The 22,525-nt window shown below is 64.5% G+C and carries 19 protein-coding genes and 2 pseudogenes; 10 read left to right on the forward strand and 11 right to left on the reverse strand.

Going from position 1 to position 22,525, the window contains the following annotated elements; all coding sequences use genetic code 11:
* Positions 1-129: 129 nt before the first annotated feature.
* The gene (locus tag OR16_RS11620) at positions 130-972 is read right to left on the reverse strand and encodes an SDR family NAD(P)-dependent oxidoreductase (protein WP_006158157.1); all 843 of its coding nucleotides are present in this window, start codon (positions 970-972) and stop codon (positions 130-132) included.
* A gap of 278 nt (positions 973-1,250) precedes the next feature.
* Between OR16_RS11620 and OR16_RS11625 the strand changes: the two genes are divergently transcribed.
* Positions 1,251-2,192, forward strand: coding sequence for a LysR family transcriptional regulator (locus tag OR16_RS11625; protein WP_006158158.1), 942 nt, complete (start codon positions 1,251-1,253; stop codon positions 2,190-2,192).
* Here the strand turns inward: OR16_RS11625 and OR16_RS11630 are convergent.
* Positions 2,176-3,261: a class I fructose-bisphosphate aldolase gene (locus OR16_RS11630; protein ID WP_006158159.1), complete on the reverse strand. Its 1,086-nt coding sequence runs from the start codon at positions 3,259-3,261 to the stop codon at positions 2,176-2,178. The two genes, OR16_RS11625 and OR16_RS11630, sit on opposite strands and share 17 nt — an antisense overlap.
* Positions 3,262-3,424: 163 nt before the next feature.
* Between OR16_RS11630 and OR16_RS11635 the strand changes: the two genes are divergently transcribed.
* From OR16_RS11635 to OR16_RS11645, 3 genes are all read left to right on the forward strand, one after another.
* A complete protein-coding gene (locus tag OR16_RS11635) occupies positions 3,425-4,039 on the forward strand; it encodes a J domain-containing protein (protein WP_006158160.1) in 615 nt (204 codons plus the stop codon).
* 225 nt (positions 4,040-4,264) lie between these two features.
* Complete coding sequence (locus tag OR16_RS11640) at positions 4,265-6,454, forward strand: penicillin-binding protein 1A (protein ID WP_006158161.1); 2,190 nt, start codon at positions 4,265-4,267, stop codon at positions 6,452-6,454.
* Between the two features lie 400 nt (positions 6,455-6,854).
* On the forward strand, positions 6,855-7,802 hold the full coding sequence (locus tag OR16_RS11645; RefSeq protein ID WP_006158163.1) for an alpha/beta hydrolase: 948 nt from the start codon (positions 6,855-6,857) through the stop codon (positions 7,800-7,802).
* A gap of 102 nt (positions 7,803-7,904) precedes the next feature.
* Here the strand turns inward: OR16_RS11645 and OR16_RS11650 are convergent, their stop codons facing one another.
* The 4 genes and pseudogenes from OR16_RS11650 to OR16_RS11665 all read right to left on the reverse strand — a co-directional run bounded on the left by OR16_RS11650 (position 7,905) and on the right by OR16_RS11665 (position 10,960).
* Positions 7,905-8,507 carry an isochorismatase family cysteine hydrolase gene (locus OR16_RS11650; RefSeq protein ID WP_006158164.1) on the reverse strand — a complete coding sequence of 201 codons (603 nt, stop codon included), beginning with the start codon at positions 8,505-8,507 and terminating at the stop codon, positions 7,905-7,907.
* Positions 8,508-8,676: 169 nt separating this feature from the next.
* Positions 8,677-9,352 (reverse strand): annotated as a pseudogene (locus OR16_RS11655) (class I SAM-dependent methyltransferase).
* Positions 9,353-9,564: 212 nt separating this feature from the next.
* Positions 9,565-10,422 (reverse strand): aldo/keto reductase, encoded by an 858-nt coding sequence (locus OR16_RS11660; protein WP_050982944.1) that lies wholly within the window; start codon positions 10,420-10,422, stop codon positions 9,565-9,567.
* 91 nt (positions 10,423-10,513) lie between these two features.
* On the reverse strand, positions 10,514-10,960 hold the full coding sequence (locus tag OR16_RS11665; RefSeq protein WP_006158166.1) for a UTRA domain-containing protein: 447 nt from the start codon (positions 10,958-10,960) through the stop codon (positions 10,514-10,516).
* A gap of 111 nt (positions 10,961-11,071) precedes the next feature.
* Between OR16_RS11665 and pcaB the strand changes: the two genes are divergently transcribed.
* Both pcaB and OR16_RS11675 read left to right on the forward strand, forming a co-directional pair.
* Entirely contained in the window at positions 11,072-12,442 is a 1,371-nt protein-coding gene (pcaB, locus tag OR16_RS11670) for a 3-carboxy-cis,cis-muconate cycloisomerase (protein ID WP_043419381.1), read from the forward strand.
* A 24-nt stretch (positions 12,443-12,466) separates the two neighbouring features.
* Positions 12,467-13,873 (forward strand): cation:dicarboxylate symporter family transporter, encoded by a 1,407-nt coding sequence (locus OR16_RS11675; RefSeq protein ID WP_006158168.1) that lies wholly within the window; start codon positions 12,467-12,469, stop codon positions 13,871-13,873.
* 17 nt (positions 13,874-13,890) lie between these two features.
* Here the strand turns inward: OR16_RS11675 and OR16_RS11680 are convergent, their stop codons facing one another.
* The gene (locus OR16_RS11680; protein ID WP_043419384.1) at positions 13,891-14,730 is read right to left on the reverse strand and encodes a hypothetical protein; all 840 of its coding nucleotides are present in this window, start codon (positions 14,728-14,730) and stop codon (positions 13,891-13,893) included.
* 271 nt (positions 14,731-15,001) lie between these two features.
* Positions 15,002-16,117 carry a hypothetical protein gene (locus OR16_RS11685; protein WP_237717030.1) on the reverse strand — a complete coding sequence of 372 codons (1,116 nt, stop codon included), beginning with the start codon at positions 16,115-16,117 and terminating at the stop codon, positions 15,002-15,004.
* A 483-nt stretch (positions 16,118-16,600) separates the two neighbouring features.
* Here OR16_RS11685 and OR16_RS11690 point away from each other — a divergent pair, with 483 nt between their 5' ends.
* The 4 genes from OR16_RS11690 (at position 16,601) to OR16_RS11705 (ending at position 19,790) form a co-directional block, all read left to right on the forward strand.
* Complete coding sequence (locus tag OR16_RS11690) at positions 16,601-17,311, forward strand: Crp/Fnr family transcriptional regulator (protein WP_006158171.1); 711 nt, start codon at positions 16,601-16,603, stop codon at positions 17,309-17,311.
* 192 nt (positions 17,312-17,503) lie between these two features.
* On the forward strand, positions 17,504-18,589 hold the full coding sequence (gene ada, locus OR16_RS11695) for a bifunctional DNA-binding transcriptional regulator/O6-methylguanine-DNA methyltransferase Ada (RefSeq protein ID WP_006158172.1): 1,086 nt from the start codon (positions 17,504-17,506) through the stop codon (positions 18,587-18,589).
* Positions 18,590-18,622: 33 nt separating this feature from the next.
* Positions 18,623-19,330: a 2OG-Fe(II) oxygenase gene (locus OR16_RS11700; protein ID WP_006158173.1), complete on the forward strand. Its 708-nt coding sequence runs from the start codon at positions 18,623-18,625 to the stop codon at positions 19,328-19,330.
* A 229-nt stretch (positions 19,331-19,559) separates the two neighbouring features.
* Positions 19,560-19,790: a hypothetical protein gene (locus OR16_RS11705; RefSeq protein ID WP_006158174.1), complete on the forward strand. Its 231-nt coding sequence runs from the start codon at positions 19,560-19,562 to the stop codon at positions 19,788-19,790.
* A gap of 70 nt (positions 19,791-19,860) precedes the next feature.
* Here OR16_RS11705 and OR16_RS11710 read toward each other — a convergent pair whose 3' ends face one another.
* The 3 genes and pseudogenes from OR16_RS11710 to OR16_RS11720 form a co-directional block, all read right to left on the reverse strand.
* On the reverse strand, positions 19,861-20,436 hold the full coding sequence (locus OR16_RS11710) for a hypothetical protein (protein ID WP_337459827.1): 576 nt from the start codon (positions 20,434-20,436) through the stop codon (positions 19,861-19,863).
* A gap of 62 nt (positions 20,437-20,498) precedes the next feature.
* Positions 20,499-21,185, reverse strand: coding sequence for a glutaminyl-peptide cyclotransferase (locus OR16_RS11715; RefSeq protein ID WP_006158176.1), 687 nt, complete (start codon positions 21,183-21,185; stop codon positions 20,499-20,501).
* A gap of 9 nt (positions 21,186-21,194) precedes the next feature.
* Positions 21,195-22,414 (reverse strand): annotated as a pseudogene (locus OR16_RS11720) (helix-turn-helix domain-containing protein).
* Positions 22,415-22,525: the final 111 nt, after the last annotated feature.

A 22,525-nucleotide genomic window follows, 5' to 3' on the forward strand; every position in this document is an offset into this window, starting at 1 on the left:
AACCGCGGCCGCCTGCTGTCGGTATGTGGCGGCCAGAGTACCCGATGCCGGCGCTTTCGGCGCCTGGCAAATCTGTCAGCCAGCCGGTCGCCGGCATGAGTCCGAGAAAAGGATAGACCCGGCTGCCTATCAAATCCAGGACCGAAATTGGCAATCGGGCCGACGAACGTCGCGTGCCGGGCCACGTCCGCCCAGATTGCATTGATCCCGCGTCGCGCGCAGCTCGGAGTCCCGGCGTCGTATGCACGGCTGCACACGTATCCGAGTGCTTTCAGCCTTGCAGCCCCATTTTTCCAGTGGCCATTGCCGCGAGGCGAACCACGAGCTTTTTTGAACAACCGATTCCGAGCTGTCCATGTCCTTGGGCGACACCTCGGTCGACACCCCGTCAAAGAAGCTCGTCGCCGTTGGTCCTGGGCAAGCTGCCATCACATGAACCCCCGTGCCGGCTAGCTCATATTGCAGCGCTTCGCTGAAGAAAAGGACGAACGCCTTGGTTGCCGCGTAGGTGCCCATGTAAGGGAGGGGCTGAAAGCTCGCGTTGGACGCAAGATTGATGATGCCGCCCTTGCCCCGCTTCGTCATTGCGCTGCCAAGCTGGTGGGCAAGCGCGACCAGCGCCTGGACGTTGACCTGGATCTCCGACTGTACCTTCTTGAAATCCTGCGAGAGAAAGCTGCCGGTCAGGCCAAGCCCCGCATTGTTGACCAGCAGGTCAACCTGAATGCCGCGGCGCTCGAGTTCCTCGCCGATCTGAATGGCGGCGCAGGGATTGGCCAAATCGGCGTTGAGCGGGACGCATTGGACGCCGTGCCTAGCGGTAAGGTCTTGTGCAAGGGCGTGCAAGGCGTCACCAGACCGGGCTACCAGCACCAGGTTCATGCCGCGTGCGGCAAGCGTCTGCGCGAATACCTTCCCTAGCCCTTTCGACGCCCCTGTGATCAAAGCGGTCGAGCCGCGATAAACGAACATTTTTTCCCCCTGTGTACGGATGAACTTGCATTACCCTCGCCGAGGCATTGATCCCGGCCTGGATTGCCGGTCACCTTGCCTGGCTGGCGACAGCGGTCGACTGCGCTCAGGCAAGGCTGACGGCGGCGCGTGCCCTCTCGGCATGATTTCGGGTCTCCGGTCTTGGTTGATGATGGGGCTTCGATCGCCAATTGCTGATGTGGCACATTGTGCAAAGTCCGGCGTGTTTTGATAATTGGCCTACCATTTGAATCATCTTCAAAAAAAACGGAAATATCGTGGAGAGCCTCGGCGACATCCGGCTTTTTGTTGAAGCGGCAAACCTGGGCGGGCTATCGGCTGCGGGACGGAAGCTGGGACTCTCTCCCGCGGCGGCGAGCGCACGCCTTGGCAAGCTGGAAGCCACCCTGAATACGCGGCTCTTTGAGCGCACGACGCGCCAGTTACGGCTCACGGAGGAGGGACGGCTGTACCTGCGCCATTGCCAGCAGGCGCTTGGGGCCCTTGAAGATGCCCATGCGGCGCTACAGGCCGGCCGGAGCATCGTGCGCGGAAAGGTGCGGATTTCGGCGACCTCCGATTTCGGCCGTCACGTCGTCAAGGGCTGGCTTGACGAGTTCAACGTGCAATATCCGGAGGTGACTTTCTCCCTGGTGCTGTCGGACTCGTTGTCGAACCTGTTGCTCGACGACATTGACCTTGCCATCCGCTTTGGCGTGCCCCCGGATAGCTCGCTGATCGCGCGGCGCCTCGCGCCCAATCGACGCGTGCTTTGTGCGTCGCCCGGATATGTGGCGACGCATGGGGCGCCGGAGCACCCACGCGATCTGGAGCGATTCGATTGCATCGTCCTGGGAACGGCGGCCGGGCTTGCGAACGACTGGCGGTTCACGCGCGGCGGCGAGGTCGAGATCTATACCGTACCCCTTGCAAATTCCCGAGAGACGAATGACGGCGCGATCGCGCGCGAATGGGCGGTGACGGGTTACGGCATAGCGATGAAATCCGTATGGGACATCGGCGCTGATCTGCGCGCGGGAGCATTAGTGATGCTGATGCCGGAGTGGCGGTCTCCGGATGTGCCGGTGCATGCGCTGTACCACCGTAGCCGGTACATGGCGCCGCGCATCCGAGCGCTACTCGACTTCCTGCTCGAGCGCTTTTCCACGGTATCTCGTGACCTCGAGGCCTATTTGAACCCGGTCACCGAGGCACACTGAAAGCAAATGGAGATCGACGTGCTGCCGAATGAGAAGTGTGAAATCCATTCTCAACCTGCATTCGAGCATCAATCATGCGTTGGCCCAGGCAGGCCATGCCATTCAGCCGTGAGCGCTGCAGCAGCGCCCGTTGCGCTTGCGCCGCGTTAGCGGCCTCGCCGCGCCAGGCCAGCAGGGGCGGCTCCTGCAAAGCGCGCCCGTAGGAGAACGACAGCCGCCAGGGCAGCGGGGCGAGCCGGTTCATGGCATCGAGATTGGCGGTGGCCTCGGCGGGTGTCTGGCCGCCGGACAGGAAGAAGATGCCCGGTACCGCCGCCGGCACCGTGCGCTTGAGCACCTGTACGGTCTGCATGGCAACCTCGGCCGGCGCCGCCTGCCCGGCTTCCTTGCCGGGGAGCACCATGCTGGGTTTCAGCAGCATGTGCTCGAGCACCACCGCATGCCGGTGCAAGGCGTGGAAGACTTCGTGCAGCACGGCCTCGGTGACCTCGGCGCAACGCGCCATGGAGTGCGCGCCGTCCATCAGCACCTCGGGCTCGACGATGGGCACCACGCCCGTTTCCTGGCAAATCGCGGCATAGCGTGCCAGCGCTTGCGCATTGGCCTGGATGGCAAGGCGGCCAGGCAGCTTGTCGGACACGTTGTACACCGCGCGCCACTTGGCAAAGCGCGCGCCCTGCTGACGATAGGCGGCAAGCCGCTTGGCCAGCCCGTCAAGGCCCTCGGTGATCTCGTCGCCGGGAGCGTGGGCGAGCGCGAGCTTGCCCTTGTCCACCTTGATGCCGGGCACGATGCCGTGGCGTGCAGCCAGTTCCGGCAGCAGCGTGCCATCGTCGGCGCGCTGGCCCAGCGTTTCCTCGTACAGGATCACGCCGCTGATGAATTCACCAAGACCTGGCGCCGACAGGAGCAGGTTGCGCCACGTCCGGCGGCTTTCCTCGCTCGATGCCACACCGATGCGCTCGAACCGCTTGGCGATCGTCGGCCCGCTCTCGTCGGCGGCCAGCAGGCCTTTGCCCGCTTGAACCAGGGCGTCCACGGTGGCTTGCAGTTCGCTTCGTGTGTCCATGACGTTGCTCCGCGAAGGTGATATGGAACAAGCATTGGCGCATAAGCGCGATCGCGCAAGGAAGAAGCGAGCCGGGGGCACCGTAGCGCCAGCGGCACGCGCTACCGGCGAGGTCACCTCCCCGTGCTAGGATGACCGCTCCCCAGCAGCCGCCCCCAGTTCCATGGCCACCCTCTACGCAACCCTCGGCGTGCAATCGGACGCCACCCTGGACGAGATCAAGCGCGCCTACCGCCGCGCAGCGATGAAGTGGCACCCCGACCGCAACCTTGGCCGCGAGGCGGAGGCGCATGAGGCATTCCAGGGAATCCGCGATGCCTACGCCATTCTTTCCGATGCCGGGCAGCGCCAGATCTACGACGAGGTATTCGAGCGGGAGATGCAGCGCTGGGAGGCCGAGCGCGAGGCGCAGGAAGCGCAGGAAGCACAGGAGCGCAAGGCACAACGCGAGGACCAGCGCGTCGCCCAGGAACACTACGAGAAGATGGTTGCCATCGCGATGCGCTTTGCCGACGACGGCCACAATCGCGAAGTGCTCTTCGGCGTACTGCTCGGCCGGGACTGCGACGCGGAGCTGGCGGCGCGCATCGCGGACAGCGTATGGGCCTTGCAGGAGTCGCGCAGGGCAAGCGCGCCGGCCGCGGACGCGCCTGACGCCGAGGCTGCCCCGCCGCCCGCCGGGGCGGCGGCGCCAAACCCCAATGAGGCGACGCGGCCCAGGCGTCACCCCGGCGCCTTCGATTCGTTCTGGCACGGCTTGTTCGGCATCCGCTCGTAGCAAGGGGAGCAGGGGCATGGCGATGCCGAAGCATCCGAGCCCGGCTGGCGAAGGCCTCCCACCCGGCGGCACGCTGACACCGAACGTTGCCCGCACGAAACAAATGTAATCTTCTGTTAATGGCGCCCCGTGGCCCTGCTTTGACAACGGAAACGTCCTTCCGCTTTGGTACGATCGCGCTCTTTCCGCCAGCGCCCCGCCACTGTGATTCGCCGATATGCATCGTTGTTTTGTGAGCATTGCGCACGGTGGCTCGCCCGCGTCCAGCCGCTGGCCGCCGCCAGCAGCACGGCAAGCAAACTCGTTTTCAACAGCGCGCTGCGCCGCCTTCGCCACCCGACGCGACGCGGCATCGCGCTGACGCTCGCCGCCTTGCCAGCGCTCTTCCTGCTCTACGTGCTGGCGCTCGTGCCGTTTACGCCGGGCATCGGCGACATCCGCAAAGCGCGCGTCGATCGGCCAGCGTTGATCGTCTCGGCCGACGGCAAACTGCTCGATGCGTTCAAGCCGGTCAATCGCCAGTGGGTGTCGCTCAGCCAGATCTCGCCGTACATGGTGGAGGCCTTGATCGCGACCGAAGACCGCCGCTTCTACGAGCATCATGGCATCGACTGGAAGCGCACGGCGTCGGCCGCGCTGCATACGTTCTCCGGCGACCGGCAAGGTGGCTCGACGCTCACGCAGCAACTCGCGCGCAACCTGTATCCCGATGAAATCGGCCGCGCGCCGACCCTCACGCGCAAGCTCAGGGAAGCGATCACGGCGTTCAAGATCGAAGCCGTGTACAGCAAGGATCAGATCCTCGAGACGTACCTGAACACGGTGCCGTTTCTGTACAACGCCTTCGGCGTGGAAATGGCCGCACGCACCTACTTCGGCAAATCTGCCGGTCAGCTCGACATCCTTGAAAGCGCCACGCTGGTCGGCATGCTGAAGGCCAACAGCGCCTACAACCCCGTGCTCAATCCCGAGCGCGCGTTGCAGCGGCGAAACACAGTGCTCGGGCAGATGAACAAGTACGGCAAGCTCAAGCCCGATGCCTACGCCTCGTTGCAGCGACAACCGCTCAACGTCGATTTCGCGTTGCAGACCGCGCCACCGGGCGCCGCGCCGCATTTTTCAGCGCAATTGCGCAAGTGGCTGATCGCATGGGCCGATCGCAACGGCTACAACATCTATACCGACGGGCTGGTCGTGCGCACGACCCTCGATTCGCGCCTGCAGGCGATGGCGACGCAGGCGATGGAGTGGCAGACGAACCAGTTGCAAGGGATCGCGAACGGCGCATGGAACGAGCGCACGGGCTGCTGGCCGGGCAACGACCTGTTCCGGACATTCATCCGGCAAACGCCCGACTACCGCGCCGCACGCGATGCTGGCCAATCGGATCAGGCCGCGCTCAGGAAACTCGGCACGAACCCCACGTTCGTTCGCGCGCTCTGCCGGAGCAAGGCACAGATCCAGGCGGGTTTTGTCGCGATCGATCCGCGCAACGGAGATATCAAGGCATGGGTCGGCAGCCGCGACTTCCGTGACGAACCGTTCGATCACGTGCAGCAGGCCCGGCGTCAGCCGGGTTCGACGTTCAAGCCGTTCGTCTACGGCGCGGCCTTCGCGGACGGCGCGCGGCCGAGCGATACGATCGTGGACCGGAACGTCGCCATTGCGCTGACCGGGCAGGCGATCTGGCGGCCTACCGACGCGGAACCACCCACCGGGCGACCGATGACGCTGCGAGATGCGCTAGTGTATTCGCGCAACCGCGTCACCGCCCAGCTCATGCAAAGGGAGCGCCCCGAGAAGGTCGCACGGCTCGCGCATGCAATGGGTGTGCGTGTGAGCCCGCTCGAAGCGGTGCCATCGCTCGCGCTCGGCACGAGCCCGGTCACGCTCAAGGAAATGGTCTCGGCGTACAGCACGATCGCCAACCGCGGCGCCTATATCGAACCGCGCATGGTCACGCGCATCGAGGATCACGACGGCAAGGTGCTCGCCGATTTCGCGAGCGCAGCGCCAGAACAGGCGCTGCCCGCCGGCGCGGCGCAAACGCTCGTCGACGTGATGCGCGACGTCGTCAGCCGGGGCACCGGCGCGGGCATCCGGGCGCGCTTCGGGATTCGCGCCGACGTGGCCGGCAAGACGGGCACGACGCAGGACAACACGGATAGCTGGTTCATCTTGATGCACTCGCAACTGGTCGCGGGCGCGTGGGTGGGTTTCGACGATGGACGCGTGACGCTCGGCAACTATTGGGGCGAAGGCGCGCACAGCGCCCTGCCGATGGTGGGCGCGTTCTACGACATGGCGCTGCGCGCGCGAGTGATCGATCCAGATGCGCGGCTTGGCCCCGAGACCCGGCCTCCTCGCACGGTCCATGAACGACGGCATCGACGCTTCCTCTTCTGGACGTTCTGATGTCACGCGGGCGCGCGCGCCATTCGCGATCGGCCAGGTGCCGACGTTGAAATTGACAATCTGCATCTGGCCTGCATCCAGGGTGAGCCCGTCGCGACAGGCATGATCGAGCTCGAAAAGAAAGCGCTGGGGGCGATCTTTGTCCACCCGGAATTCATGCAGCGGGGTATAGGCATGAAACTAGTCGAGGCGCCTTCCCGGCCAGAAGCGGTCCATCGGTCGTGGGTGTCGGACAGCGGACGATAGGTGCTGCTCCCGTCTTGCAGTTGACTACCCGGTAATCTATAAATTGATGTTGATGCGTGGCGTAGCACAACGTGGCGGTCATGCATCAGACTTGGGACCTGTGCGGAGGCAAGACCCCGATTGGTCACCGTGCGAGCTGCGTCGGGAGATTGTGATGAGCCGTCGAGAAGTTTTCGGGCGCGCCCTGGCGATCCTGGCCTTGGGCGTCGCCAGTCACCTATCCCTGGCGCAGGTGCCGCCCGATCTTGACGAAAAGCTCAAGGCGCTGGATCGAGTCGTTGACCCGTCGAGCACTGCCGCCCTGTATGTGCCGCTGTTGAAGGCACAGTCTTATTCGGGAGTGCGTGTCTCGCGGGATCTGAACTACGGGCCGGCAGACAGCCAGAGGCTGGACCTGTTCGTACCCGCGGCTGCGCTCCAGTCGCCGCGTGCCGTGCTGATCTTCGTGCATGGCGGCGGCTTCGTGCGCGGTGACAAACATGCGTCCGACAGCCCCTTCTACGACAACGTGATGCTATGGGCCGCGAGCCGCGGACTGATCGGCGTCAATCTCAATCACCGGATGGCACCGCAGAACGCTTGGCCAGCGGGCACCGAAGACCTGGGTCTGGCGGTGCGTTGGGTTCAGGAGAACATCGCCGCGCAAGGCGGCGACCCGAAGCGGGTCTTTCTTGTGGGTCACTCGTCTGGCGCGGTGCTCGTGGCCTCCTATGTCGCCCACCCACAGTTCTATGGACCGGTTGGCGTAGGACTGGCCGGCGCGGCGTTTCTCTCGGCGACCATCTTCGACCCCGCTACCGCCGAGACTAGCCCGGCGCTCAAGGCATATTTCGGCGACGACGTCAGCCGGTACGGGGAACGCTCGTCAGTGCCCGGACTTCAGCAGACACCGTTGCCACTCATGGTGGCAACCGCGGAACTGGATCCCGCCGCCGTGGAGCACCAGGCGCGGCAGCTCCAGGACGCGCTCTGCAAAGCCAACCGCTGTCCAGCATTCACCCGCTTCCCGGGACAGAACCATTTCTCCGAGGTTTTTTCGATCAACAGCCCCGACGATACAGTGGGCACGGGAATACTTGCGTTCATTCACGGCGTTCGATAGCGCATGCCCCGGATGGCGATGCAGCCCGGCCTTTTAGCGAGCCGCACGACGCGCTGAGGGGCGACTTCTTTGCACCCCAAACTGTCGAAACCCCAGCAAATGCTAGCCAAGCAACAGCAGGGCATCAGCGAGCGAAAGCACTGTTGTGCGCGAATCGAACGCCGTTGAAAAAAGATGATCGTGCACGACCTGATCCGGGTCGTAGCAGCAATCCTTGACCGTGAATAGACGGAAGTCCGCATCGCTCGCGTACGCGACCGACGACAACACCACACCGGTCGACGCAATGCCCACCATGAGCAGGGTATCGATACCCTGCGCGGAAAGCCGCACCTGCAGGTCGGTACCAAAGAACACGCTGGCACGATGCGCGATGATGAGCGGTTCAGTGGCCTGCTGGCCGAGTTCCGGCGAGATCTGGTCGTCGACGAAGAGACCAAGCTGCTTGATTCCCTGCCCGTTCCTGTTCAACGGACTGACTTCCGGATAGCCTGGACCAAAGTGGATCTTGGCGAAATAGACGCTGACACCCTTGGCCCGCGCAGCGTCACACAGCTTGCGCGTATTGGAGAGCAAAGTGGGCGCGACCGATGGAAATAACGCCAGGATGTCGGTCTGATAATGCATGACCACGAGAGCGGTTTGCGCTGGAACCATTGCCGGAATCCGCATGGTCACACTGTGCGCATCAGCGGCGCTTTCCATGCCCTGTCGATGGTCTTCTGAATCGACGGGTCCGCGTTCAACGGGTGGCGACATAAGGCTACTCGACAAAGAATGATGGTCGACTCTACCATGACCAATCGGTTGACCGTTCTGGCAAACGGCCACTCACGACCGCTTCATCAGGCACGGCCGGAATGCATGCGGGCAGCTAGGTATTCGCCACCAGCAGTTCCTCCGCATTGTTCGGCGGACGCAGGCCATCCTTCCTGCCCGCGAAGTAGCGCCGGGTGAGATCGGCTGCCGACACGTGCCGTGCTTCCTTGAAGCCGGCTTCACGGGCCAGCGCCAGGATCTCCAGCGGGGTGAAGAAGCTGAGGAAAGGGGTCCCGCTGGCTCGCGCGCCCTTCTCCGGCAGCCACGAGTCCGTCCCGCCAGGCCTCGCCCGTCTCGAAATCGACCGGCACGAAGCGCAGCCAGTCCGGGACGCCGAAGCCAAGCTCGATCAGGCGCTGACGCTTCCATGCCTGGGGACCTGGCTGGTCGACCTCGAACACCCGGAGGCCGGACGCGATCTCCGGCCTGCGCTGCGCGAAGCTGTCAAGACCGGCGCCGAGGATGACATACTGGGCAAGCCCGCGGCCGGCCTGTTCCACGACCAGGTCCTCGATAAAACGAGCGCGCGCCACGATCGAGGCGCGGAAGGGGCGCGTGAACTGCGGGTCCATGTCCCCGCGGCGGCGCCAATCCTTGTCCGGGGACAGCAGTTTGAGGCCGATGTCGTCTTCCAGCACATGTGGCGGGGGGTCAGCCTCGACATGCAGGGCGCGCCACAAGGCGACTCGCGCTGCCGTGCTGTCCGGCTCTACATCTTGCTTGTCGATCATGACTTTCCATCCGGTTGGTTCGGGCGACAGCGCATCGCTCACGTCCGTGTGACCGATGTCGACCGGCCGCGGCGGCAATGCATCCCTTGATGGCTGGTGCTTCACTGCATTGCGATGTCAGCATATTCTCATGCCGTCGGGGCCAGGACATTGGCTTTTGCCAGACTTGCGCCGTGGAGCGTTTCCCGCCACGCGCAAGCTTTGGCGCCCCTTCATCGCAGATCGTCGAAGTCTTCCGGTGCTAGCCTGAGGGAGGCGGCATGCACGTTTTCCTCGAGGTGATCGATGGATCGAGTGCCGGGAATGGGCAGCATCACAGGTGACCTGGCAAGCAGCCACGCGATGGACAAGGCTGCATGCGTAAGGCCGTGCCGCGTGGCGGCCTGCTTCACCTTGAGCGCCCGTAGTCCTCGTTTGCCACCCAGCGGATACCAGGGCAGGAAGGCAATACCGAGACGCTCGCACGCGGCAAGCACGTCCTCGCTAGTGTGGTTTCTCAGGTTGTACGCGTTCTGGACGGACACGATGGGCGCGATGCTGCGTGCCAGATCGAGCTGCGCGACCGTGATGTTCGAAATTCCGATATGGCGGATTTTTCCGATGCGCTGCAAATCGGCCAGGGCGCCGACCGACTCGGCGAATGGCACGTTCGGATCGGGCGCATGGAGCTGATACAAATCGATGCGCTCCAGCCGCAAGCGCTGCAAACTGCCTTCGACCGCGCCCCGCAAATGCTCGGGGCGACCGTCCTGAACCCAGGATCGGCGATCTGGCCGCACCAAACCACCCTTTGTCGCGATGACCAGGTCCGGAGGATAGGGATACAAGGCCTGCGCGATCAATGACTCATTTGCCTCCGGGCCGTAACTATCCGCTGTATCGATGAAATTCACGCCAAGCTCGACCGCCCGATGCAGAACGCGATGGGCGTGATCCCTATCCTTTGGTCTTCCCCAAGCCGAGTCTCCACACAGACGCATTGCGCCAAAGCCCAATCGATTGACGGTTAAGTCGCCGAGGTCAATCGTTCCTGCGAGCCATGCACCCGTCTGTTCCAATGGCACCTCCATCTTGTCGGCGTCCTCAATCGAAGTGAATGGTCTATGGATGCGCGTGGCCAGGGGCGACGCGTATCCCGTCTCCCGGGAGAGCTTATCCAGTCTAACGCTGCAACCGCATAGATAGCGAAAAGCGTTCGGCCGGATGCACCGTGACCGAAACCTCGAACACGTGGCCGCTGGCATCGAAATAGCGTCGCACGATCTTGAGTGCCGCCTGTCCCGGCGTCAGCCCAAGGGCGCGTGAGATGTCGGTGTCGCCGACAGTCAAGGCGCACACATCCTGCCGGATCTCGGCAATGCATCGGCCGTAGCGCGCCTCGATCAAGGCACTGATCAGGACGCCAGGCGACGCGCGCACGATTTCGCCGATCTCCGCATAGGCCGGATCGATATACGCATCGGTCCAGCCGATGGGCGGCGTGTTGGCACGCCGTCCATGCGCAGGCTCGAGATGCGCAGCCAGCGCGTGCCGTGGGCCTTCCGTCAGATCGTGCGCGATGGACGAGAAGTTGACCTTAGGTATGGCGAGTGAAGCGTTCGTATTCATGGTCCCAGGGTAAACCCATGGTTGCGAATATGTTTAAACATATTATAGTCAAATATGTCCGGACATATTAGCGTGTGTTCGAGAGTCCAGCAATTTACCTCAGAGGCCGATATGTCCACTTTCTCCGTCCCCATGGCTAGCACCGTCGTGGATTCGATCCTGTTCCGCGATGCCTTCGGCACCGCGAAGATGCGCGGGATCTTCTCCGACCGTGCGCTGATCCAGCGCTACATCGACGCCGAAATCGCACTGGCGAAGGCCGAGGCGCGCGTGGGCGTGATCCCGGCCGAGGCCGCGGAGGTAATTGCGCGCGAGTCGCGCCTGGAGCGCATCGACTTTGACCATATGCGCGAGGAGACCGACATTGTCGGCTACCCGATCCTGCCGCTGGTGCACCAGCTCGTGGGCATGTGCGGCGAGGCCGGCCGCTACGTGCACTGGGGCGCGACCACGCAGGACATCATGGACACCGCCGTGGCCCTGCAGGTGCGCGACGCGCTCGACAGCATTGATGCCGATATCCGCGAACTGCGCGCCATCCTGGCCGACCTCGCGGCCAGGCATCGCGACACGCCCATGGCCGGCCGCACGCACCTGCAGCAGGCGCTGCCAGTCACCTTTGGCTATAAGGTAGCGATCTGGCTCGCCATGTTCGACCGCCACCAGCAGCGTCTGGCTGAGTTGCGCCCGCGCGTGGCCGTGGTGGAGTTTGCCGGCGCGGCCGGCACGCTGGCCTCGCTGGGCAACAAGGGCTTCGAGGTGCAGCAGGCGATGGCCGAGGAACTTGGGCTGGGCGTGCCGGCGACCACCTGGCATGTGGCGCGTGACGGCTTCGCCGAGGCGGTGAACCTGCTGGCACTCATTACCGGCTCCCTCGGCAAGATCGCCCTCGACATCATGATCATGGCGTCGACCGAGTTCGCCGAGGTCTACGAGCCGTTCGTCAAGGGCCGTGGGGCATCCAGCACCATGCCGCAAAAGCGCAACCCGATCTCCAGCGAGCTGATGCTGGCCGCCTCGAAGGCGGTACGCCAGCACGCCGGCTTGATGGTCGATGCGATGGTGCAAGACTTCGAGCGCGCCACCGGCCCGTGGCATGCAGAATGGATTGCGATTCCCGAGAGCTTCATCCTCACTGCCGGCGCTCTGCACCAGGCGAAGTTCGCACTTGGCGGCCTGATCGTCGACACCGACCGCATGAAGCACAACCTCGGCATCAGCCGCGGCCTGATCGTGGCCGAAGCGGTGATGATGGGCATGGCGCCTTTCACGGGTCGCCAACAGGCGCATGACATCGTCTACGACGCCTGCCGCACCGTGAGCGAAAAAGGCGGCACGCTGGCCGAGGCGCTGATGGCACTGCCCGAAGTCACGCAGCACTTCGATCGCGCCGCGATCGACCGCTTGACCGATCCGGCCAACTATCTCGGCCTGGCGCCGCAGATGGTGGACCGCGCCCTCGCCTTGTCACGCGGCGTGTAAAAGAACGGCATCGAGGAGACAGATATGCAAGACCAAGCTTCCAGCGCGGATGCGCTGATCTCGCCGCCGCGCAAGCTACCCTGGTATCGCAAGCTAGGCATGCAAGTACTGGTGTCCCTGGTGCTTGGCATCGCGGTGGGCTTCATCTTCCCGAGGTTCGCCTCGCAGCTCAAGCTGCTGGGCGACATGTTCCTCTCGCTGATCAAGGCCGGCGTGGCGCCGCTGGTGTTCCTCACCATCGTGCACGGCATCGCTTCAGCCGGCGACGTGAAGAGCGCCGGCCGAGTCGGCTGGCGCTCCATCCTCTACTTCGAGGTGCTCTCGACCATTGCGCTGGTTTTGGGCCTGCTGGCGGGCAACCTCTTGCAGATCGGCAAAGGCATGACCACGGTGGCCGTCGGCGCCGCTCCGCCAGCCGTGGCCAAGGCCGCGCCGCAGGGCTTCCTGGAGTTCATGGCCCACATCGTGCCGGACAACTTCGTGGGGGCGTTCGCCAAGGGGGAACTCCTGCAGGTGGTGGTGCTCGCGGTGATGGTCGGCATCGGTATCCTCGCCATTCCGGGGGGCCGGCGCGAGAAAATCAACGAGGGGCTCGACCAGATCTCCGAGGTGTTGTTCTCGTTCATCAACCTCGTGATGAAGCTGGCGCCGATCGGCACATTCGGGGCGGTAGCCTACTCGGTTGGCAGCAACGGTACCGCGGTCCTGATCGCACTGGCCCAACTGGTGTTGAGCTTCTACGCGGTGGTGGCGGTCTTCATCGTGGTGGTGCTGGGCGTGGTGGCACGGCTGGCCGGCTTCAGCCTTTGGCGTTTCCTGCGTTACATCAAGGACGAGATCCTGATCGTCCTCGGCACCGCATCGTCGGAGAGCGCCCTGCCTCGCCTGCTGATCAAGCTCGAGCGTCTGGGTTGCGCGAAGCAGACCGTGGGGCTGGTGCTGCCAACCGGCTACGCCTTCAATCTTGATGGCACTTCACTCTTCATGGCGATGGGTGTGATGTTCATCTCGCATGCCTACGGCGTGCCGCTTTCACTCGATCACCAGATCGGCATCTTGTTGCTGATGCTCCTGACTTCCAAGGGCGCGGCCACGGTGTCGGGCGGCTCCTTCGTGGTCTTCGCGGCAACCGTGACTTCGACCGGGATGCTGCCAGTGGAAGGGCTGGCGGTCATCTTCGGTGTCTACCGTTTCCTCTCGATGGCGATCGCCACTTGCAACACGATCGGCAATAGCGTGGCCACCGTGGTGGTTGCCAAGTGGTCCGGCACTTTTGACCACGAAGTTGCGCAGCGGCATCTCTTTCCCGAGCGCTTTCCTGGTACGGCCTATGCCGATGCGGCGCTCGACGACGGCAACCTCTTGCCTGAGGACACCAACGAAGGCAACCCGCACACGGCTGGCATCCCGTTCTCGAAACCCGGCGTGTGATTAGGCGGCGGAGGCGTTTAGCTAAACCCCAGCGTGAACGCCAGCAGCAGCACATTCACAATAAGCAAACCATAGAGGATCGCCACGGCCCCGGAGATGGAGCGGCGCCGTTGATGTCCTTGCAAGGCGCGCCGGTCGCGCTTGCGTTTCCACAGGCAGGCCGCGCCAATGGCGAAGGCGGCGATCCCAGTCAGCATGCCTGCCAGCATCATGGCGCCCGCGGCTGGCTTGGGTGAGTCTTGCTCGATTGGGAGCGGCGTCGGCGAGGTCGGCGAGGTCGGCGAGGTCGGCGAGGTCTGATAGGTCTGAGAAGAGGCGGCTGCCGGCGGCATTGGCTCGGTCGGCAGCGGACTCTCTTGCGTGGCAATCGACTGCGCCGGCGCCGCCTGAGCCTGCGCGAGCGGTGTCGGCTCCTGCTTTGGCGGCGCGGGCGCCGCAACCGTTGTGCCTGGCGGGACGGCGGGCCGCGCCGGCCTCATGCGGGCGGCATCCCGCCACCGCCACCATTCGTGGAACAGGCTATCAAGGCAGCGCTCGGAGCCGCAGGCATCCCGTTTGATGCGCCACGCGCTGACTTCGGCATCGTTGGTAACGCCGCTGCGCAGCAACCTCTGCTGTTCGGCATAGATGCGCTCGTAACGCGTCATGAGTTCCTGGTTATCGCAGACCAGGTGCTTGTTACGTGGGTGGCCGCCGCTCGCCAGCGCACATCTCATCCCGTCGCCGTGCGGATCTTCGCAGCGGACCGATCCCGCGCCGCGTACTGACTTACAGTCGATGTCGGTTGCCTGCGCGCCATCGATGGCAGACAGCCCCAAGACAACGAGCATGGCCAGGTGTCCTATGACCCTGTTCATGATGGCTCCTCAAGCAAGCGCGCACGTCAGCGTTGAAGTTCAACATACTCGATGGTCGCCGTTGGCTGCAAGCGCGCGATTGGCAACGCGTGCGGTAGTGCACTTTCTTCGGCGGCGCCAAACAGAAATGCGCGCCCTCCTTCTCCTGCGGGGCTCGATATGCGCGCCGCGCGGTGTGCGCTGGCGGCCACGAAGGATTCTGCTACGGCACCTTCAATGAGCAGGAGGCGCGCTGATCACGAAGCCGTGGCCGCGCCGGCAGCGCCTTGGATCAGTTTTTACCCGGCATGCAAGGCAGCGCTATCTCAAATGCCGAGGTCGACATGTAGCGGCCTTGCGGATAGTAGTCACCCATGACTTTCCGTTCATCGCCGGGCTTCTCGATCGCCTGTATGGCATGGGGGAAACTGGACGTGCCCAGCATGTGCCGCAGCTGCACCACCGTGACATCGGCATCCGCCGCGCCGTCGCCGTCATCCGCCATCGGCAGCCAGGCAATGCCGCACGCATTGATCGCGTTGCGCGGGCGATCCTCCTTGCGGCTGACGACGATGGTATAGAAGCCATCCGGACCGACGGGGATGTGCTCGTCATAGGCGCACGCGTTGACCCGGGTGTTGGCGAAGCCCTGGTTCGAGCACATCGACCAATAGCGAAGATCGCCGCTACCCATGGATGCGTCGCCGTTATACGTCCTGGGCGTGGTAGGGGCCTTGCCGCGGATGACGAAGACCTTGCCGAGTTTGCGGCTGACAATGGTACGGATGTACTGGTTGTCCAGATTCGGATAGAAGCCGCCTGTGCTCTTCTTCGGATTGGCTAGTGGCTTGCCTGTGTAGAGGCTGTACAGGTAGTCGCGATCGTACTGGATATACCAGGTTGGCGGGTTGGTAGCCGGAAAGGCCGGCTCATGCTTCGCATTGCCCACTTCGCGTGCAGCGGCAAGCAGTTCATGGTACTTCTCCATCGGGACCGCGAGCGCGGCAGCATCGAGCTGGAGCGGCTGCTTGGTCCGCAGCGCCGGGCACGCCGCGTCGCCCCTCAGCACCTTGCCGTCTGCCAGCGTCAGCACGGGGACCGGCAGTCCGGCTCCGCCTGTCTCGTCGGTTCCTTTGTCGCGCGCGTAAATGCGATACAGGATCACCTGCTGGCCGGCGCCGTATTTGGGTGCGTGCAATGTCGCGCGTTGCTGGCCGGTCTGATTCATGCCGACGGTCTGATTGGCCGGCGGCGCGCTATCGGCGATCGCCAGCGAGTATCTGCGCGCCTTGGCATTGCGGTCGGCACCAGGCAGGAAGGGGTTGCTCGCGCCGGGCACCGGCTTGAGCAGGTAGTCGGCCACCGATTCGACCGGGACGCCGGCGCCGTCATAGCTGATCAGCGACATGTAGCGCGAATGCGGGAAGTCGCCCTCGACGGCCAGCGTGGCCCCCTCGGGCACGGAGAATGTCGCCGCCCAATAGAAGGTGCCGGCATCCGGGTAGGCAATGTTGATGTAGGGGTCGGCACTGGCGGGGCCGCGCGACCAGAAGCAATTGCGCGGGCCGGGAATCGGGTCGCTTCCAGCGGCTACGCCGCGGGCCGAGTCGGCAAGCTGCGTAGCCGGCGTTTGCGCATTTGCACTGGCTAACACCAGGCACCCGGCAGCAAATGCCAGGACCGTCGCGAACCGTCGGAGTTTCCCTTGGCCGCGGGCCTGCGTGGGCGCGATGGCGCTGATATCTTGAATCACTGCTTGTCTCCTTGCGTTGGGGCATGTGGGCGTGAAGCCGGCCTGCTCATGCGATTTCTAGGCATTTTCGAGGCATGCTACATTCGAATGTTCATCGCACCTGTCGCCGCGCCGACAACTCCCGCAAAAACCTGATCCATGACTGCATCAGATACACGCCCCTCCCGCGACATCCGCCGCATACTCGCCGCCGATGCCTGGTTCGGTAGTCTGCCGGAGGTGCTGCAGCGCAAGATCATCGAGTACGGTACCGTGCGCAGCTTCAGCAAGCGTGCGTTGATTTCAGCCCAGGAAAGCTCGCCCGAGGCAATGTGCGCCGTTGTGGAGGGACGGGTGCGGGTGACCCGCATGCTGGCCGACGGCGAGGAGAGCCTCTACCACGTAGGCAGCCCGGGCTTCTGGTTCGGGCCGCTGGCGGTGATGGCCAATGAAAAGACCACGGTGTCCGTCATCGCCGACACGGACGGGCGAATGCTTGTGCTGCCGAGGGCGCAGTTCGAGCGGATCGTGGACGAGGATCCGGCGGCCTACCGCTACTTCGCGCTGTTGATCGCGCAGCGGTATGCAGGTGTGCTGCGCTATATCTCGGATACAAAGCTGATGACACCAGAGGCTCGCGTTCGTGCGAGGCTAGGGGAACTCCTGCGATTGCAGCGTCCGCTCGTAGCTCAGCCCGGTCCTGTCACCGTGAAGATTTCGCAGGTGGATCTTGCTGCGATGGTCGGGGTGTCCCGGCAGACACTGAATGAACTGCTGAAGCTGATGGAAAAGCGCGGACTGATCGAGATCGCCTTCCGGAGCCTGCGCGTCATGGATCCGGAGCGCATACGGGACGACTCCGGCGATTGACGTGCGCGGATGGCCTCGGAGCGAGGAGGAGAGGCGAGGATCGGCGAGGCTTGTCGTCCATATCGGACCGTCGCGGCATGGTATCTGTGGCGTGTCCCCGCACGATGACAATTCACTCGCAAGAACCGGAGTGCTTGTGCGTGAAATCGGCCCTACTCTGACTTCGTCATCAAGCATGCAAAGGAATTCGCCATGAATTCGACCCATGAGGCCAGCCCGACCCGCCAGGCCTACGCAACCGACGATTCGCGCTGGCAGGCTGTCCAGGCCCGCGACCCCAACGCGGACGCGCATTTTGTGTATGCCGTGCGCACCACCGGCGTGTATTGCCGGCCCAGTTCCACGGCCCGCATGCCCAAGCGCGAGAACGTGGAGTTCTTCGGCACGGCCGAAGCCGCCGAGGCGGCTGGCTATCGCGCCAGCCGCCGCGCCAAGGGTGACCAGACCCGTGCGGCCGCCGAACGCGCCGGCCTGGTGGCCCAGGCCTGCCGCCTGATCGAGGCCGCCGAGACGCCGCCCAGCCTGGACCAATTGGCGGCACAGGCCAGCATGAGCCCGTTCCACTTCCATCGCGTGTTCAAGGCCGAAACCGGTCTCACCCCGAAAGCCTATGCCTCGGCCAATCGCGCCAGGAAGCTGCGCGAAGAACTCAACGCACCTAACGCGTCGGTCACGGATGCGATCTATGGCGCGGGCTTCAACTCCAACAGCCGATTCTATGAAGCGTCGGAGCAATTGCTCGGCATGCGCGCCCGTGATTACCGCGCCGGCGGCATAGGCGCGGTGATCCGCTTCGCGGTTGGCCAGTGCTCGCTAGGGGCGATCCTGGTCGCACAGAGCCAGCGCGGCATCTGCGCCATCCTGCTCGGCGACGACCCCGACCTGTTGCTGCGCGAGCTCCAGAACCAGTTCTCCAAGGCGCAGCTGCTCGGCGGCGACGTTGGCTTCGAACAGTTGGTCGCGCAGGTGGTGGGCTTCATCGAGGCCCCCTCACTTGGCCTGAACCTGCCGCTGGATGTGCGCGGCACCGCCTTCCAGGAACGCGTCTGGCAGGCGTTGCGCGAGATTCCGCCCGGGATCACAGTGAGCTATGCCCAGATCGCCGAGCGCATCGGCGCGCCAAAGGCCGTGCGGGCCGTGGCGCAAGCCTGCGGCGCCAACCACATCGCGGTCGCCATTCCCTGCCACCGTGTGGTGCGGCGCGACGGCGACATTTCGGGCTACCGCTGGGGCGTGGAGCGCAAGCGCGAACTGCTGCAGCGCGAAGCCAAGACCTGAAGGCAAGCATTGCGAATATTACGAATATTGCCAATGCACACCACAACCCACATCATCGACCGCCTGGACTGGCCAGGCATCGCCGCTCAACTGGACGCGGAAGGCTACGCCGTGCTACCCGGGCTGCTTACGCGGGAACAGGCGCGCACCTTGGGCCAGCGGGCCGGCCATGCCGAAGGCGTCCGCCGGGAGTCGCTGGCCTCTAGCGGCCTGGGCCAGGGCGACCTCTTCTATTTCGCGGAGCGCTTGCCGCTGTCGCTGGCGGCGTGGCAAGAGGCGCTCTACCATCATCTCGCCCCGATCGCCAACAGATGGAACACGGCGCTGGATGTCGCCTATCGCTATCCGGCAGGACTGCCTGAATTTCTCGAACGCATCCACCAGGCGGGACAGCGCCGAAGGCAATCCAACCTGAGCCGGCTGGGCGAGGACGACTATCTCGCCTTGCACCAGCGAATCGATGGTGAGCACGTGTTTCCGCTGCAATGGGTGGCCTTGCTCTCCGAGCCCGGCAAGGACTTCACGGGCGGCGAGTTTGTCATGACCGAGCAACGCCCGCGCATGCAGTCGCGGCCCATGGTGCTCCCGCTGAAGCTCGGCGACGCAGCGATCATCGCCACCGCCCAACGCCCATTCAAAGGCAGCAAGGGCTACTACCGCGTCAACCTCAAGCACGCCATCAGCCGCGTACGCGGCGGTGAGCGCCTCGGCCTGGAACTGTCGTTCCACGATGCCCCATGACGCGGTCATGAAGCCATCGGCTTGATGAACCAGGCCTGGGACTTGATGACTGTGCCACGGAATGCACATTTGACCAACGAGCGCTTCCCGGACTATCTTCTATCGTGTTCTCTGGTTGGCGGCGAAGCGCGCCATGGAAGCACTTCGATGAAGACGGGGGCCGCGCGTCACGACGCTCGCGCCCCGCTATCTGCAAATGAGCTGCAAATGAGCTGAGGACCCGTAACCTATGTCAAAGACAACCAGGAAGCAGTACCTGAAGGCGCTCAACCGGCACCTGAAGAAGGCCTCGGCAGGCAGGTTCGATACCGTGTTTGTGTGCTATCCGCTCGGCACAAAACCGAAGAACGCCACTGGCGTGACAGCAAGTGCACCTGCCGACGCACAGATCCTCGCAGTCATGGATGCCGTCCAGGCTCGGGTATTTGCCAAGTACGAGGGCTCGGCAAAGCACGGATAGGCAGATGCTCCAGCAACGGCAGGCCACGCAGGCGCGCTGAAAGCGCCAAGCGTGGCCCCAGGCGTGGCGCCTAGGCGTTGGCCGGACGCCCGGTCTTGATGGCTTCGACTTTTGAGACCGCGCTCAGCAATTGCTTGGGCGATGTCGCGGCAAGCAGCAGCAATCCGGCTCGCAGGATCTCGCTCTTCTTGATATGCACGCCCGACTCCAGGCATCGCTGCTTGAGTTCAGCAATCTTTGCGTAGTCGGACTTGGGCATGGTGAAGCTGTCGCGCAGCACCTTTTCCTTCTTGGCGCCCGGCGCTTTTTTTGGCACGGCTGCATTGGCTTGCGCTTCGGGCTTCGAAGGCTTGCTCTTGTCAGCCTTTGTCATAGCCTTCGTGACAGCCTTCTTGCTATCCGACCCGCGCGGCGCTTTCTGCTTGGTTGCGGATGCGCGGCTTTCGGCTACTTCTGCGCTCGTCGGAAAATAAAATGCCTCTTTCGTCGGCGGCTTGATGATGGGTGAATTCACGGCAAATCTCGGGGCAAAAAACAGGATAAACAGTATATACCGTTTATCGATGATTTCCTGCGCCGCGTCAGTTCGAATCCGCAGATGCGGCGCAGCCAGATCGCGTGAATCCGCGTCTGCGTGCCGGCGCACCCACCAATGCGCCGGCAACGGGACCAGGCCCGTGCTTCCCGGCCCCGGGAGCGCCGCTTGAATTACTTGCCCGGGACCTCGGCGGGGACCCCGGAGCCGCTGCCGGCCGCGGTGCCTTGCCTGGGCCGGCGCACGGCCCTTACCTTCCCGCTGCTTCCGCCGCCGCAGAAGAACTGATCGCCGCCATCGGACTCCAGACCCGACACGATGACGCCGGGCGGCATCTCGATGCTCTCCAGGACCTCGCCCGTTTGCGGATCGACTTGCCTCAATTCGCTCTGGTCACCTTCCCAGGTACCGTGCCACAACTCGCCGTCGACCCAGGTGACCCCGGTGACGAAGCGGCTGGACGCGATGGTGCGAAGAACCGCCCCGGTCTGGGGATCGACCTGATGGATCTTGCGCTCCCGATACTGCCCTACCCAGAGCGACCCTTCGGCCCACGCGAGCCCTGAGTCACCGCCGCCGCCGGGCGCCGGGATGGTGGCGAGCACGCGGCCGGTCTGCGGATCGATCTTCTGAATGCGATCCTCGGCAATCTGGAACAGGTGCTGGCCGTCGAAGGCGGTTCCCGCATGCGCGGCAACGTCGATCGAGCGCAGGGTCTTGCCGCTCGCCGGATCGAGCGCGTTCAGCTTGTCGCCGGAGGCAAACCAGACTTGCTGACCGTCGTACGTGACGCCATGCACGCCGTCGACCCCCGCAAAGGGGCCATATTCACGGACGATATTTGCGGTTGATCGTTTCATGTCTCCATCCTAATCATTCGGCAGTGGCGCGGGGAGTAACAAGGTCGTCGCGAATCCAGGCACGGGTGGGGTCATCCAGCGGCGCGCCCGGCCGCGCCCAAACGACTGCACCTTGCCAGCTGCCGCAAGCGAGTCGAGCGCCCGCTGCACGGTGCGCTGGCTCGCGCCAAGCGCAACCGAGAGCGCCGAGCTCGACCAGGACTCACCATCGGCGACGAAGGCCAGCACCGCCGCATGCGCCTCCTCAACCGGCCGCGCGAGCACGACAACCTCGCGGGCGACGTGAGGCACCAGCGCAAACCCGCGCTTCGTCGCGCTCACGCCGGCCAGCGTCCCAAGCACCGCGCGAAGCCGCCCGACCTCGACGCGCAACCGCGCGCGATGCGATTCGTCGGCGTGCTTGGCGCGGAATGCCCGCGCGATGAGCGTGTCCCTCGGGACGTCCGCGGGCCACGCTTCGCCCAGCGCGCGCGCGAGCGCGAACAACAGACGCCTTGCCAGCGAGACCACCGTGCGCGCGTCACGCACGGCATGACGGCAGGCGTCCACGACAAGCGCCTTCGATGCCAGCAGCGCTTCCACCTCATCGAGCAGGAGGGGCCGTTCCTCGCCGCGCGCGATCAGGCGCGCCGCCGGCGAGTTCAGGATGAGGGATGCGCTCTCGACCTCCGCCGTCAGCGCGGGAATGCCGGCGTGGCGCGCGGCTCGCCCAGCCTGGACGAGCGCGGCGCGTGCCGCCTTTGTCCGCAGGCGCCGCATCGCGATGCCCGCCACGACCAGCGCGTGGGCGGCCTTCAACGCGGGCGGAAAGGGCGCGGGGTCGAGTTCGGCGAGCGTAAGCTCGGCCTCGTCGAGGCGCCCGATCAGGAGCAGGCGCCGGGCCTCCAGATACCGCGCATGCGCGGCGTTCACCCGGTCGCCGTGCTCCTCCAGCGTCGCCCGCGCCGCGTCGAGCGCCTTCGCGGGCCAGCCCAGGTCGCGCGAGACAAGCGCGATCTCCGCCTCGGCGACGACACATCTCGCGCGGGCCACGGCCTCTTTCGGGCCGAAGGCGCGCGCCGCGCTTCGCACCAGCGCCTTCGCGCGCACGAGATCACCGAGCTGCGCCACTCGGCGATGCCGCGAAGCGCGAGCGCGGGCGCGTCGCCGCGCAAGGCGACCCGGTTCAGCGCGCCGAGGGGGTCACCCGCGGCGAGCGCGCGCGCCGCGGCCGTGATCAGCGAATCCATATGAATCCCAATCCCGCCACACTTGTCACTCCCCCCGTCCGGATGCCCGGCACTAATCTATCACGACCACCAACCCACACGTTGTATCGCGCACTGAACGAACGACGATGG

It is taken from the genome of Cupriavidus basilensis OR16, assembly GCF_000243095.1.
Lineage (GTDB): Bacteria > Pseudomonadota > Gammaproteobacteria > Burkholderiales > Burkholderiaceae > Cupriavidus > Cupriavidus basilensis_D.